The 14,324-nt window shown below is 66.6% G+C and carries 10 protein-coding genes; 8 read left to right on the forward strand and 2 right to left on the reverse strand.

The window, feature by feature from the left end:
- Nucleotides 1-62: 62 nt before the first annotated feature.
- Nucleotides 63-1,373, forward strand: coding sequence for a lamin tail domain-containing protein (locus AC3ENO_RS02020; RefSeq protein ID WP_434968936.1), 1,311 nt, complete (start codon nt 63-65; stop codon nt 1,371-1,373).
- Nucleotides 1,306-4,950: an ExeM/NucH family extracellular endonuclease gene (locus tag AC3ENO_RS02025; protein WP_434968937.1), complete on the forward strand. Its 3,645-nt coding sequence runs from the start codon at nt 1,306-1,308 to the stop codon at nt 4,948-4,950. Before AC3ENO_RS02020 ends, AC3ENO_RS02025 begins: the two co-directional genes overlap by 68 nt.
- A gap of 165 nt (nt 4,951-5,115) precedes the next feature.
- Here AC3ENO_RS02025 and AC3ENO_RS02030 read toward each other — a convergent pair whose 3' ends face one another.
- Nucleotides 5,116-6,150, reverse strand: a complete 1,035-nt coding sequence (locus AC3ENO_RS02030) for a LacI family DNA-binding transcriptional regulator (RefSeq protein ID WP_434968938.1) — start codon at nt 6,148-6,150, stop codon at nt 5,116-5,118.
- 299 nt (nt 6,151-6,449) lie between these two features.
- On the opposite strand from AC3ENO_RS02030, the gene AC3ENO_RS02035 reads away from it, so the two are divergent.
- From AC3ENO_RS02035 to AC3ENO_RS02050, 4 genes are all read left to right on the forward strand, one after another.
- Nucleotides 6,450-7,760: an ABC transporter substrate-binding protein gene (locus AC3ENO_RS02035; protein WP_434968939.1), complete on the forward strand. Its 1,311-nt coding sequence runs from the start codon at nt 6,450-6,452 to the stop codon at nt 7,758-7,760.
- Between the two features lie 102 nt (nt 7,761-7,862).
- A complete protein-coding gene (locus AC3ENO_RS02040) occupies nt 7,863-8,996 on the forward strand; it encodes a carbohydrate ABC transporter permease (protein ID WP_434968940.1) in 1,134 nt (377 codons plus the stop codon).
- Entirely contained in the window at nt 8,993-9,979 is a 987-nt protein-coding gene (locus tag AC3ENO_RS02045; protein WP_434968941.1) for a carbohydrate ABC transporter permease, read from the forward strand. Before AC3ENO_RS02040 ends, AC3ENO_RS02045 begins: the two co-directional genes overlap by 4 nt.
- Before the next feature lie 289 nt (nt 9,980-10,268).
- Nucleotides 10,269-11,498 carry a multidrug effflux MFS transporter gene (locus AC3ENO_RS02050; RefSeq protein WP_434969147.1) on the forward strand — a complete coding sequence of 410 codons (1,230 nt, stop codon included), beginning with the start codon at nt 10,269-10,271 and terminating at the stop codon, nt 11,496-11,498.
- Here AC3ENO_RS02050 and AC3ENO_RS02055 read toward each other — a convergent pair.
- Entirely contained in the window at nt 11,488-12,045 is a 558-nt protein-coding gene (locus AC3ENO_RS02055; RefSeq protein WP_434968942.1) for a nitroreductase family deazaflavin-dependent oxidoreductase, read from the reverse strand. The two genes, AC3ENO_RS02050 and AC3ENO_RS02055, sit on opposite strands and share 11 nt — an antisense overlap.
- Before the next feature lie 70 nt (nt 12,046-12,115).
- Here AC3ENO_RS02055 and AC3ENO_RS02060 point away from each other — a divergent pair, with 70 nt between their 5' ends.
- Together AC3ENO_RS02060 and AC3ENO_RS02065 are read left to right on the forward strand one after the other, a co-directional pair.
- Complete coding sequence (locus AC3ENO_RS02060; RefSeq protein WP_434968943.1) at nt 12,116-12,745, forward strand: GNAT family N-acetyltransferase; 630 nt, start codon at nt 12,116-12,118, stop codon at nt 12,743-12,745.
- An 18-nt stretch (nt 12,746-12,763) separates the two neighbouring features.
- Nucleotides 12,764-14,314: an SDR family oxidoreductase gene (locus AC3ENO_RS02065; protein WP_434968944.1), complete on the forward strand. Its 1,551-nt coding sequence runs from the start codon at nt 12,764-12,766 to the stop codon at nt 14,312-14,314.
- The last annotated feature ends 10 nt before the right edge of the window (nt 14,315-14,324 follow it).

The following is a 14,324-nucleotide window of genomic DNA, read 5'->3' on the forward strand; positions in this document are numbered from 1 at the left end:
GAGCCGTCCGCTTTGGATTCATAGCGTGGGCGCGTCCGTATCGGGGACCACTCGGGAGAATCATGTCGATCACTCAGAACGCCTCTCCGCGTCGACTTGCCGCTGTTGCGGCCAGTGTCGCGCTCGCTCTCACCGGCCTTGCCGTGCCGGTTTCTGCGGTCGCTGCAACGGGCGCGGATGTCATCATCAACGAGGCCTACCTGAAGGGCGGGAGCTCGGGGGCTCCTTACACCAACAAGTTCATCGAGCTCTACAACGCGGGAGACAGTGCCCAGAGCCTCGATGGGTGGTCGCTGCAGTATCGCTCCGCGTCCGGCACCGAGGCGCCGTCTTCTGTCGTCAAGCTCAGCGGCACGATCGAGCCGGGTGACTACTTCCTCGTCCAGGGCGGCAGCAACGGCAGCAACGGTGCGGCGCTGCCCGACGCTGACCTCGTGACGAGCTTCAACCCTGGCGGACAGAACGGTGTCGTGTGGCTCGCCGACGTCGACACCGCTGTCACGCTCAGCACCGGCTCGATCACCGGCAACGACGACATCGTCGACCTCCTGGGATACGGATCGGCGAACACGTACGAGACGGCGGTCGGCCCCGACGCCGGCGGTAACTCGACAGCCAACGCGCTCGTGCGAACCGACCACGTCGACACCGATGACAACTCCGCGGACTTCTCCGTCACGACGACGGTGACCCCGCAGTCATCCGGTGGCGCCGAGCCCGAGCCGACGCCCACCCCTACGGAGACCTCGCCCGAGCCCACAGCCTCGCCGACCGGCGAGCCATCCCCGACGCCGACGGCATCTGCGCTGCCGATCTCCGAGATCCAGGGCACGTCCGACGCGAGTCCGCTCGTCGGCCAGACCGTGACCACGACCGGTGTCGTCACCGCCGCATACCCGACCGGTGGCTACAACGGCTTCTACATTCAGACGCCGGGTACCGGTGGCGCCATCGACCTCGGAACGCACGACGCATCATCCGCGATCTTCGTCTACGGGTCGGCCGCCACCGCGAAGGTGGAGATCGGCGACGAGGTCCAGGTGACCGGCGCGGTCAGCGAGTACAACGGAACGACCGAGATCTCAGCATCCGCCGACGGCGTCACGGTGCTGCCAGACAGCGGTGCGACCATCACGCCCGCCGACGTGGTGGTCCCCGCGACCGAGAGTCAGCGCGAGAGCCTCGAGGGCATGCTGCTCGCTCCTGCCGGCGACTACACGGTCACCAACACCTACACGACCAACCAGTACGCCGAGATCGGGCTCGCCGTCGGCGAGACGCCGATCCTTGTGCCGACCGAGGTCGGTGCCCCCGGGACTGACGAGTACGCCGCCGCTGTCGCTGATGCCGCCGCGCGCGGTCACGCTCGATGACGGCGCCTCGATCAACTTCTTCAGCAACGCCAACAAGGCGATCCCGCTGCCGTACCTCACCGACACGACGGTGACGGTCGGCGCGGATGTCACGTTCACCCAGCCTGTCGTGTTCGAGTTCCGCAACAGCGTGTGGAAGCTCCAGCCGACCGAGCAGCTTGTCGCCGGTGGCACGCTTCCTGCTCAGTTCAGCGACGTGCGCACGGCTGCGCCGGATGCCGTCGGAGGCGACATCCAGCTCGCGTCGTTCAACGTCCTGAACTACTTCACCACGACCGGTGAAGACGCCGGATGCAGCTCGTTCTACACCGACCGCGCGGGCAACCCCATCACGGTCAACCGATGCGGCGATGACGGCCCGCGCGGTGCCGCGAACGACGAGAACCTGCAGCGCCAGCAGGCCAAGATCGTCGAGGCGATCAACGGGCTGAACGCTGAAGTCGTTTCGCTCGAAGAGATCGAGAACTCGGCGAAGTTCGGCCAGGACCGCGATGCTGCGCTGGCCGCACTCGTCGACGCGCTCAACGCCGACCTCGGCTCGGACGACTGGTCCTACGTCCCCTCGCCTGCGGCCGAGGCGCTGCCGGACCTGTCGGCCCAGGATGTCATCCGCACGGCGTTCATCTACAAGAACGCCGCCGTTGCCCCGATCGGTGACTCGGTCGTCCTGACCGACTCCGATGCGTTCGCCAACGCGCGACAGCCGCTCGCACAGGCGTTTGCCGCACCGGGTGAGACCGAGGCGCAATTCGTCGCGATCGTCAACCACTTCAAGTCCAAGAGCTCGTCGGGCGCGAGCGGAGACAACGCCGACCAGGGTGACGGGCAGGGGGCGTACAACGCCGACCGCGTGCGCCAGGCGCAGGCCCTCATCGAATTCGCCGACGAGGTGTCGACGGACGCCGGAACCGAGAACGTGTTCCTGTTGGGCGACTTCAACGCCTACAGCAAGGAAGACCCGGCACGGGAGATCCTCGCGGCCGGTTACACGGACCTCGGAGCGCGGACCGGCGAGTACAGCTACTCGTTCTCGGGTCAATCAGGCTCGCTCGATCACATCTTCGCGTCGGAGGCGGCGCTGTCGATGGTGACCGGTGAGGACATCTGGAACATCAACTCGGGCGAGTCGATCGCTCTCGAGTACAGCCGCTACAACTACAACGCGACCGACTTCTACGAGGTCTCGCCCTACCGTTCGAGCGATCACGACCCGATCGTGGTGGGTATCGATCTGGTCGACCCGAATGCTCCGATCGAGCTCACCCTGTTGAACATCAACGACTTCCACGGGCGTATCGATGGCAACACGGTGGAGTTCGCGGGAACGATCGAGCAGTTGCGTGCCGCGTATGGCGAGGCGAACACGCTGTTCCTGTCGGCCGGTGACAACATCGGTGCGTCGTTGTTCGCATCGTCGCTGTTCCAGGACAAGCCGACGATCGATGTGCTCAACGCGCTGGATCTGGCGGCCTCGGCTGTGGGTAACCACGAGTTCGACAAGGGTCTGGGTGATCTTCAGGGTCGCGTGAGCGACGCTGCGGACTTCCCCTACCTGGGTGCCAACGTGTACGAGAAGGGCACCCAGACGCCGGTGTTCGATGAGTACGCGCTGTTCGATGTGGATGGCGTGACTGTCGCGGTGGTCGGTGCGGTGACGGAGGAGACGCCGTCGCTGGTCTCGCCGGGCGGCATCTCGACGATCGATTTCGGTGACCCGGTGGAGGCGGTGAACCGTGTCGCGGCGCAGCTGTCGGACGGGAACGCGGAGAACGGTGAGGCCGATGTGATCATCGCTGAGTACCACGAGGGCTCGGTCGACGGGGTGAAGGAGGGCGCGACGATCGAGGAGGAGATCGCCGCGGGCGGTGCGTTCGCACGGATCGTGACCGACACCTCCGCGGCGGTGGATGTGATCTTCACCGGACACACGCACAAGGAATACGCGTGGGACGGCCCGATTCCCGGTGAGGACGGGACGCGCCCGGTTCTGCAGACCGGTTCGTACGGCGAGAACATCGGTCAGGTCACCCTCGATGTCGACCCGAACTCGGGTGAGGTCCTCTCGTACGAGTCGCGGAACGTGAAGCGCACGACCGACTCCGAGACCGACCTGGTCAACACCTTCCCCCGCGTGGCTGAGGTGAAGACGATCGTGGATGACGCGCTGGCTGACGCGGCCGAGGTGGGCAATGAGCCTGTCGGGTCAGTGAGCGCCGACATCACGACCGCGTTCGCCGGCGGCTCCTATGTCGACGGTGTGTGGACGGGGGGTACGCGGGATAACCGCATGGCACAGTCGACGCTCGGGAACCTTGTTGCAGATGCACTGGTTGCGTCGCTGTCGGACCCGCTGCGAGGAGGTGCGCAGATCGGTCTGGTGAACCCGGGCGGTCTTCGGGCGGATCTGCTGCGCGGCGATGACGGGGTCATCACCTATGCCGAGGCCAATGCGGTGTTGCCGTTCGTGAACAACCTGTGGACCACGACGCTGACCGGTGCGCAGTTCAAGGCTGTGCTGGAGCAGCAGTGGCAGCCGGAGGGCGCGTCGCGTCCGTACCTGCAGCTGGGCGTGTCGGAGAACGTGTTCTACACGTACGACGCCTCGCGGGCGAAGGGTGACCGGATCACCGGGATCTGGATCGACGGGCAGCCGATCGTGATGGATGCCGAGTACCGGGTCGGATCGTTCAACTTCCTGCTCCAGGGCGGCGACAACTTCACCGTGCTGACCGAGGGAACCGACACCCGCGACTCGGGCCTGATCGACCGCGACGCATGGATCGAATACCTTGGCGACAACTCCCCGCTGGCACCCGACTTCGCCTCGCGCAGCGCGCAGATCACGGGCTTGGCTGACACGATCACACGCGGGTCGACCACGACGTTCGCTGTCAGCGGGCTGAACCTGACCTCGCTCGGAGCCCCCCAGAACACGACAGCGCTGGTCTCGTTCGCCGGCAGTACCGCGGTGTTCGACCCGGTGCCGGTCGTCAACGGCACGGCATCCGTGGAGCTGACGGTTCCTGCCGATGCCGCCGACACGAGCGAGATCATCGTGAACGTCGAGCCCAGCGGCACGACGGTTCGTGCGGCCGTCACCGTGACCGGTGAGGTGACGACCGAGCCCACGCCGACGCCCGGCGAAACCGGTGGGTCGAACCCGCCGGCGGAGGGTGCGTTGACGCCGGAGAAGCAGGGGGCGATCGCGCCGCAGGGCGGGACGACGTTCGAGCAGGGTCAGGCGGTGACGATCACGGTCGGCATCCCGTATGCAGGGCAGACGGTTGAGGGCTGGTTGTTCTCGACGCCCACTTACCTGGGGACGGCGGTGGTGAGCGCTGCCGGGACGGCGACGTTCACTGTTCCGGCCGACATGCCGGTCGGCACACACCGCCTGGTCGTGACCGATTCAACCGGAGCGGTGATCGGGTGGGTATACGTGCAGGTCGAGGCGCTGGCCGCGACCGGCGGCACCGCGCAGTCGGTCAACCTCCTGCCGTGGGCGGCCGCGGCAGCGTTGTTGGGCGGACTCGCGCTTGTCGTCATCCGTCGCCGCGGAACACGCGCACACGCCTAGGCCCCACCAACCGAAGTTCCGGCATCCGTCTTGCGTGGATGCCGGAACTCCGGCGTCTCCGGCGTCGGCCTGCCACACGAGAGCCCGTCATTCCGGTGAGCCACCGCGCGCTCCGGGGTGTCTCAGAGAACGTCGGGCGTATGACCGAACGCGGTGTGCTACCGGTCAGGGCGATACGCCGACGCCGACGGTCACCGACGGCGTTCCCGGTGGGGGAGCTGTGGAGCTCCGTACGATCAGGCGCGCCTGGATGCTGACGTCCCGCGGCGGCTGGGCCGGGTCCTCGAGCTGGGAGAGCAGCATCTGCGCTCCCTGGATGCCCTGTTGCCGCGGTGACTGCTCGAGCGTCGTGAGGGCGAACATCTCGGCGAACTCGTGGTTGTCGATTCCGACGACACTCAGCGACCCCGGCACGGGGATGCCCAGTCGCCGAGCGGCGATGATCGCACCGATGGCCACCTCGTCGCAGGTGGCCACGAGCGCTGTCGGACGTCGCTCGGGATCGCCGAGGAGATCGACGGCCGCTGCGTAGCCGCCGGGCAGGGTCACTTCTGAGCGCACATGTGTCGCGGCAAGTCCCGCCTCCGTCATCGTCGCCTGGTAGCCCGCCAAGCGTGCGCGGTCGACGTGAGGCCCCCGGGAGAGGGAGACGCCACCGAGGAAGGTGATCCTGGTGTGCCCGAGCTCGATCAGGTGGGCGGTTGCGCGCCGGGCGGCGTGCTCGTCATCCAGTCGCACGACGCCGGCGTTGTCGCCGATCGCCACCACGCTGACGACCGGCCGACCGATCGCGACAAGGCGCTCGAGTTCGTGGTGGTCGGGTTCGAGGCCCACCGCGATCAAGCCGTCGAAGCGCTTTCTGGCAAGGAAGTCGTCGAAGACGCGTCGGCGCCCCTCCGTGCCCGGCTTGGCGTCGTAGAGCGTGAGGTCGTATCCCGACTCGAGCAGGACCTCTTGGATGCCCTCCAACACCTCGGCGAAGAACCACCTGTTCAGATACGGCATCACGACGCCCACGTTGCGTGTGCGTCCGGTCGCAAGGCTGGCCGCGCTCGAGGATGGCACGTAGCCCATCTCGTGCGCCACGCGGACCACGCGTTCACGCGTGGCTGCAGCGACGTACCCGTGTCCCGTCAGCGCACGGCTGGCCGTCGCTTTCGAGACGCCCGCCGCCCGGGCTACGTCCTCGATGCCGCTCACGTCCTCGCACCTTCCAGAGCTGTCGGCGATTCTCGACACCCGAAGTGCGATCAGCCGTCGATCTCTTGTAGAGACAGGCTAAAGGACGGGGCCCGAAAAAGGGAACCGGTTCCACAAGATTGTTGCGTGGACAGTCACTATGGACGTAGTCAGAAGAGCGCTCCCATGCGCAGTTATCTGGTCGTGATGGTCCATCTGTTGTGCGGTTGAGAAGAGGGCGCTACGGTGTCATGGAAGCGGTTCCGGAGAGGCTCTTACGAAGGAACCATGTCTGCGCTCAACGAGGAGGAGTCATTCATATGGGCATGACACAGCGTCACAAGATGCTCGGCGCGGTGGCGATGGCCGGCGTCGCCGGTATCGCGCTGGCCGGCTGCGCGAGCGACGGCGGCGACGGTGGCGGCGGCGACGTCGACAACGTCGTCACGATCTACGGCACGATCTCGGATACCGAGGCCGAACTGCTCGACCAGTCGTGGGCTGACTTCGAAGAGGAGTCGGGCATCGACATTCAGTACGAAGCCTCGAAGGAGTTCGAGTCGCAGATCGGCATCCGGGCACAGGGAGGGAACCCGCCCGACATCGCGATCTTCCCGCAGCCGGGTCTGCTCGCAGACCTCGCCTCGCGTGGGTACCTCGTGCCGGCGCCCGAGGGCGTTCAGCAGAACGTCGCAGACTACTGGTCGGAGGACTGGGCCGCGTACGGCACCGTCGACGGCACCCTTTACGGTGCGCCGTTGATGGCATCCGTCAAGGGCTTCATCTGGTACCAGCCGGCGAAGTTCGCCGAGTGGGGCCTCGAGGTCCCCACGACGCTCGACGAGCTGATGGACGTCACCCAAACGATCCAGTCGACGACGGGCAAGGCGCCGTGGTGCGCGGGCTTCGGCTCGGGTGATGCCACCGGTTGGCCCGGCACCGACTGGGTCGAGGACATGGTGCTGCGCGACTCGGGACCCGAGGTCTACGACCAGTGGGTGGCCAACGAGGTGAAGTTCACCGACCAGCCGATCATCGATGCGTTCAACGCGACCGGTGAGTACCTGCTCAACCCCGAGTACGTCAACGCCGGTTTCGGTGACGTGCAGTCGATCAACTCGACCGAGTTCGGCGACCCTGCTGCTGCCCTCGTCTCTGGCGAGTGCGCGCTGCACCACCAGGCGTCGTTCTTCACCGGGTTCATCGAGGATGCCGGCGGCGTGGTCGCCGAGGACGGCGATGTGTGGGCGTTCATCATGCCCGGTCAGGAAGCCGGCGCTCCGGCCGTCACCGGTGGCGGTGAGATCGTCGGTGCGTTCAACGACGAGTCCGACACGCAGGCCGTGCTCGAGTACCTGTCGAGCCCGGAGTGGGCGAACAACCGTGTGTCGCTCGGCGGCGTCATCTCGGCCAACTCGGGCCTCGACCCGGCCAACGCCTCGTCGGGCATCCTGACGCAGGCGATCGAGATCCTGCAGGACCCGAACACCACGTTCCGGTTCGACGCATCCGACCTGATGCCCAGCGCTGTCGGCGCCGGGACCTTCTGGAAGGGCATGGTCTCGTGGATCAGCGGTACCCCCGTCGAGGAGGTCACCGCCCAGATCGAAGCCGGCTGGCCCGCCAGCTGACACTGATCACAGAGGGGCCGCCTCGCTCAGGCGGGGCGGCCCCTCTGCCGCTTTCCTGGCTAGGATTCGAGCGAGTCCACTGCTGTACTCGAAAGGAGCGACGTGACCGCCTTCTTCAGCTGGGTCGGCACGATGCACCCGATTCTGCAAGCGATCGTCGTGGTCGTTGCATTCCTCGCGGTGATCGGCCTGATCCTCTTCCTCGTCGACATTGCGCCCCGTTCCGGGCCCGTCTACACCTGGATACGGCTCGCGATGTGCGTGCTCATCCCGGTCGTCACGGTGGTCCTGTTCAACTCCGTCTGGTGGGCAGCGATCGTCGCTGCGCTCATCGGCGGCCTCTTCTTCGTGATCGACTATCGCTCGCGAAACGGCAAGGGGTACTTCATCCAGCTCGTGGCCTTCATGACACCGGCAGCGCTGCTGCTGCTGATCGGCCTCATCCTCCCGTCGATCCAGACCTTCGTCGCATCGTTCATGAACGCTGCGGGCAACAGCTTCGTCGGTTTCGACAACTTCGTCTGGATCTTCACCCAGCCCGACGGCATCCGCACCGTCGTCAACACCATCATCTGGGTGCTCATCGCCCCGACGGTGTCCACCGTCGTCGGACTGGCCTATGCGGTCTTCATCGACAAGACGCGGGGCGAGAAGATCTACAAGGTTCTGGTGTTCATGCCGATGGCGATCTCCTTCGTCGGCGCGAGCATCATCTGGAACTTCGTGTACGCCTACCGTGGTCCCGAGTTCACTCAGATCGGTCTGCTCAACCAGATCGTGGTGTGGTTCGGCGGTGAACCGCAGCAGTGGCTGCTGACGGAGCCGTGGAACACCTTCTTCCTGATCGTCGTGCTCATCTGGGTGCAGACCGGTTTCGCGATGGTGATCCTCTCGGCTGCCATCAAGGGTGTGCCGACCGAGCAGCTCGAGGCGGCCCAGCTCGATGGCACGAACGCCTGGCAGCGCTTCATCAACGTGACGGTGCCGGCGATCAGCCCCGCGATCATCGTCGTGCTGACCACGATTTCCATCGCCTCGCTGAAGGTGTTCGACATCGTCCGCACCATGACCGGTGGGAACTTCGGAACCTCTGTCATCGCGAACGAGATGTACACCCAGTTCACGAAGTTCGAGGCGGGGCGTAGCGCTGCCTTCGCCGTCATCCTGTTCCTCCTGGTGCTGCCGATCGTCATCTACAACGCCCGGCAGATCCGCAAGCAGAAGGAGATCCGATGAGCGAGGTTATGCCGATCGATCTCCCGATCGACAAGGAGACGGAGAAGGAACTCGAACGCGGGATGCGCCGCTCGCAAGGCGGCGGCTCCGGACGGGCGGGACGTGCTCGAAAGGTCCTGTCCAAGCCCTGGGCGACAGTCGCCTCCATCATCATCGCGGTCGCCTGGACGATTCCCACCTTCGGTCTGTTGATCTCGTCGTTCCGGCCCGAGCAGCAGATCAAGACGACGGGCTGGTGGACGTTCTTCACCGACCCGCAGGTCACGCTCGAGAACTACATCCAGGTGCTGCAGGCGGGTAACACGCAGCTGACGATGGCCGAGGCGTTCATCAACTCGATCGCCATCACGATTCCTGCAACGATCGTTCCGCTCACGCTCGCAGCGTTTGCCGCGTACGCGTTCTCGTGGATCGACTTCAAAGGCCGGGACTGGCTGTTCATCTTCGTGTTCGCGTTGCAGATCGTGCCGATCCAGATGGCGCTGATCCCGCTGCTGAGCTCGTTCTCTCGAGGACTGAACTTCTTCGGGGTACAGATCACCGGTCCGCTGGGCGTCTCGGGCGGCTACGCGCAGGTCTGGATCGCCCACTCGATGTTCGCTCTGCCGCTGGCGATCTATCTGCTGCACAACTTCATGTCGCAGATTCCCGCCGACATCATCGAGGCTGCTCGCGTGGATGGCGCATCACGGGGGCAGATCTTCTTCCGGATCGTTCTGCCCCTGACGATGCCGGCGCTCGCGTCGTTCGCCATCTTCCAGTTCCTGTGGGTCTGGAACGACCTGCTCGTGGCGTTGATCTTCGCGGACGGCCCTGTCGCACCGATCACGAAGCTCCTGGCAGAGATCACCGGTACCCGCGGCAACGAGTGGCAGCTGCTCACGGCGGGTGCGTTCGTGGCGATCATCGTTCCGCTCATCGTGTTCTTCTCGCTGCAGAGGTACTTCGTGCGAGGTCTGCTCGCAGGATCCACGAAGGGCTGATCCTTCGGATCCGCAGAGAATGGGGCGTCCTGCGGGGCGCCCCATTCTCGCGTCCGGTCTCCCGGGCAACAGCATCGGGTATCATGGAGTCGAATCGATTCGACTTTCTCGCCTGTTGCGAGCCTGAACGGAAACCGTGCCCGACTCCGCCACCATCCCGCTGCCGCGCCGCCGAGCCTCCGCCGCCGAGAACACCGCCGCCGAGCACGCGCAGCCTTCGCCACCTCACTCCCACACATCGACAGGAGCGATCCGTACCCTGGGAGCGAACCCGGCGACTGCGCCGGTCATGCTGCACCCGGGCGATGCGATTCCCGCGCGCCGCCGGGTGCTCTACATCATCCTTCTGGGCGCGCTGACCGCGCTCGGCCCGTTCACGATCGACCTCTACCTTCCTGCCTTCCCGGTGCTCGAGGCGGACTTCCAGACCACATCGGCGGCGATCCAGCTGACTCTGACGGGAACCATGATCGGCTTCGCGGTCGGTCAGCTCGTGGTGGGGCCGCTCAGCGACAAGGTGGGGCGGCGCCTGCCGCTGATCGCGGTCACGGCGTTGCACGTGCTCGCCAGCGCCGCCGCCGCCCTTGCGCCGACGCTTCTCACCCTCGGCGCCGCTCGATTCTTCATGGGGGTCGGTGCCGCAGCCGGCGGCGTCGTCGCCATGGCGATCGTGCGCGACCTGTTCGGCGGAAAGCGCCTGGTCATCATGCTCAGTCGCCTCGCGCTTGTCAGCGGCGTTGCCCCGGTCGTCGCGCCCCTCATCGGGTCGGCGCTGCTGATCGTCATGCCCTGGCAGGGGATCTTCATCGTCCTGGCGCTCTACGGGATCGTGATGCTTGTCAGCACGATCTTCATCATCCCCGAGACGCTGCCTCCGGCTCGACGTCACGAGAAGGGCAGCACGACCGCGCGGCAACGGTACCGCTCCGTGCTCAGCGACCGCGTGTTCCTCGGGGTCCTCGTGATCGGCGGCATGAACTTCAGCGGTCTGTTCTCGTACCTGTCGGCCTCGCCGTTCCTGTTCCAGGAGAGCTACGGATTCGACCCCCAGGCGTACGGACTGCTCTTTGCCGTGAACTCGCTCGGAATCGTGTTCGGAGTGCAGGCGGCCTCGCGGTTGGCCGCTCGCTTCGGCCCCCAGTGGGTTCTGGCGTTCTCGACCGCCGGCACGGTCGTCTTCGGCGCAGCGATCGTGGTCGCCGACAGCCTCGGGCTCGGTCTCTGGGGCACCATGGTGCCCCTCTTCCTGTTCATCACCGCCGTCGGCTTCGGGTTCCCCTGCGTGCAGGTGCTCGCCCTCGACCGTCACGGCAAGGCAGCGGGAACAGCAGCATCCATTCTCGGTGCGGTCAACTTTGGTGTGGCGGGCGCCGTGTCGCCTCTTGTGGGCTGGCTTTCATCCAGCGCGGGGATCACCGCCACGACCATGGCATCGGTCATGGTCGGATGCGGCGTCATCGCCGTCCTGGCCCTGTGGTTGATCGTGCGACCGCGGACGGTGCAGGCTCTCACCCCGTAGCGGGATCCTCGGACGCGACGGACGCGTATGCCCGTACGGGCTGGAGGCGGAACAGCCGCACCGTGCGAGGAGATTCGCGTTCGTACGCCCGATACCCGGGCCACTGGGACTCGATGCGTGCCCACGCGGCATCCCTCTCGTCGTCCGCGATGACCGTGGCGTGCACGAGCATTCGCCGCCCTCGGACCGTGATGGCGGCATCCGGATGTGCGAGGAGATTCGCCGTCCACGCTGGGTGGCGTTGGCCGGCGAAGTTGGTTCCCGCCACGATCGCGCGTCCCTGTCCGTCCGGGGTGTACATCAGGGGGACGTCTCGGGGCAGCCCGCTCTTGGCCCCCGTTGTGTGGAGGACCAGCGACGGGACCAGGACGGCGCTGAGCTGGACGCGTCCGCGGCTGAGGACCGTGAAGACGCGCTCGATCGGGGGCAGGACCCGCGGGCCCGCGGCCCGGAACAGGCGGGTTCGCGTGAGGGGAGCCAGCAGAGCACGCAACAGGTCGCGCACCGGCCGGGCGATGCGCTGCAGGATCTCGGCGGTGCGTGTCACCTGATCGTCCTCACTCGACCATCCTCGCAGTCTCGCCGCGGGCGGGCCAGGGGGCGTCTACGATCGGTGCGTGGCCAGGATCCGAGCCTTTCGCGAGGATGACGCGTCGGCGCTCGCGTCCGTGTGCATCCGCACCGCTGACGCCGGGCGCGATGCGAGCGGGGTGCTCATCGACGACGAGATCTGGCCGGACGTGTTCCTGAACCCGTACGTGGTTCGGCATCCGGACCTGGCACTCGTCGTCGAGACGGACGGATCCCCGTCGGGCTATCTCGTGTGCGCACCCGACACCCGCTCCTTCGAGGACTGGTTCGCCACGACCTGGTGGCCCGAGCGGGCAGCGCGATGGGCGCACCGCCTCGCCGAGAACCGTGCAGATCCCCGCGTCCGGCGCACCGCAGACATCCTGCGTTACGCCGCGGGCCGGCGGGCGGGGGCGGAGCCGTACGGCGACACGTACCCTGCGCACCTGCACATCGACCTGCTGCCGGACCTGCAAGGTCAGGGCTGGGGGCGGCGCCTGATCGACACCCTCCTCGGAGTGCTTCGCGAGCGCGGCGTCACCGGCGTGCATCTGGTCGCCGACGCGTCCAACGCCCCGGCGCTGGCCTTCTACGATCGCCTCGGGTTCGCGCGGCTGCCGTCGCACGAGGGAGCCCAGGCCTTCGGATGGACACTGGATGACCCCGAGCCCTCCTGACCGCGTTAGCCTGCAGGTGTGGACGATCTCACCGCCCCTACGGGACTGGAGCCCGCGCTCGTCGCCCACCCCCGGCCGGGCGGGGAGAAGCCGCTGGCACTCGTGCTGGGAGCGACCGGGTACCTCGGCGGGCGTCTCGTTCCGCGGCTGCTGAACGCGGGGTATCGGGTCCGTGTCCTGGCGCGGCATCCCGAGCGGGTCGCGGCGTTCTCCTGGGGAGAGCGGGTAGAGATCGTCGCGGGGGACGCGAAAGACCCGGATGCGGTTGCAGAAGCCGTGCGTGATGTCGATGTGCTCTACTACCTCATCCACTCGATGATGTCCGGCGGTGCGTTCGAGCAGACCGACCGTGACGTCGCGCGAACGGTCGCGGACGCTGCTGCCCGGGCATCCGTCGCCCGCATCGTCTATCTCGGCGGGCTCCACCCCGACGATGCACCCCTGTCGCCGCATCTTCGCAGCCGAGTCGAGGTCGGGCAGATCCTGCTGGACTCGGGTGTTCCGACCCTTGTGCTCCAGGCGGGCGTCGTGATCGGGTCGGGGTCGGCATCCTTCGAGATGGTCCGGCACCTGACCGATGTGCTTCCCTACATGCCGGCCCCGAAGTGGGTACGTAACCGCATCCAACCGATCTCGGTGCGCGACGTGCTGCACTACCTGCTCGGTGCGGCACGCGTCCCTCCCGATGTCAACGCCGCCGTCGACATCGGCGGACCCGATGTGCTTCGCTACGGGCAGATGATGAACGGGTACGCCGTCGTGGCAGGACTCCCGCAGCGAGCTATCGCCGCATTGCCGGTGTTGACGCCGAGGCTGGCATCCTTGTGGGTCAATCTGGTCACGCCGATCCCGGCGGCGATTGCGCGTCCGCTCGTCGAGTCACTTCAGGTCGACTGCGTCGTGAGGTCCTGGGCCGTCGACGACCTGATTCCTCGTCCCGAGGACGGATTGCTGCGATATCGGGATGCTGTAGCCCTCGCTCTGAGCCGCGAGAAGGAAGACACGGTCGAGACGAGCTGGGCGGACACGGAGCTTCTCGATGTCCCCTCGAGTCCGCTCCCCAGCGACCCCGAATGGGCCGGGCAGGTCGTCTTCGTCGATGAGCGGTCCGCGACGACGTCGGCGCCTGCATCCGCGCTGTGGCGGGTCATCGAGGGGATCGGCGGTCAGAACGGGTGGTACTCGTCACCGCTGTTGTGGGCGATCCGTGGGTGGATGGACCGGCTCGTCGGAGGCGTGGGTCTGCAACGGGGGCGACGGAGCAAGGGCCGTCTTTCCGCGGGGGACGCGCTCGACTTCTGGCGTGTCGAGGCGATCGATCATGGCAGCTTCCTGCGGCTGCGCGCCGAGATGAAGGTGCCCGGGCTTGCCTGGCTGGAGTTGCGCGCGACACCCACCGACACGGGCTCGCGCTACGACCAGCGCGCTGTGTTCTTCCCTCACGGACTCGCTGGGCGGCTCTACTGGTTCGCGGTGCTGCCGTTTCACGGGTTCATCTTCCGAGGCATGGCCAACCGCATCGCCGCTGCGGCGGAGACCGTCGACGACACCGATCGTGCCCAGGTCTAGACCCGAGCCC

The organism is Microbacterium sp. bgisy207 (genome assembly GCF_057706855.1).

Coding starts and splice junctions, on each gene's coding strand:
- AC3ENO_RS02020 (WP_434968936.1), top strand. CDS start 63: ATGTCGATCACTCAGAACGCCTCTCCGCGTCGACTTGCCGCTGTTGCG.
- AC3ENO_RS02035 (WP_434968939.1), top strand. CDS start 6,450: ATGGGCATGACACAGCGTCACAAGATGCTCGGCGCGGTGGCGATGGCC.
- AC3ENO_RS02045 (WP_434968941.1), top strand. CDS start 8,993: ATGAGCGAGGTTATGCCGATCGATCTCCCGATCGACAAGGAGACGGAG.
- AC3ENO_RS02050 (WP_434969147.1), top strand. CDS start 10,269: ATGCTGCACCCGGGCGATGCGATTCCCGCGCGCCGCCGGGTGCTCTAC.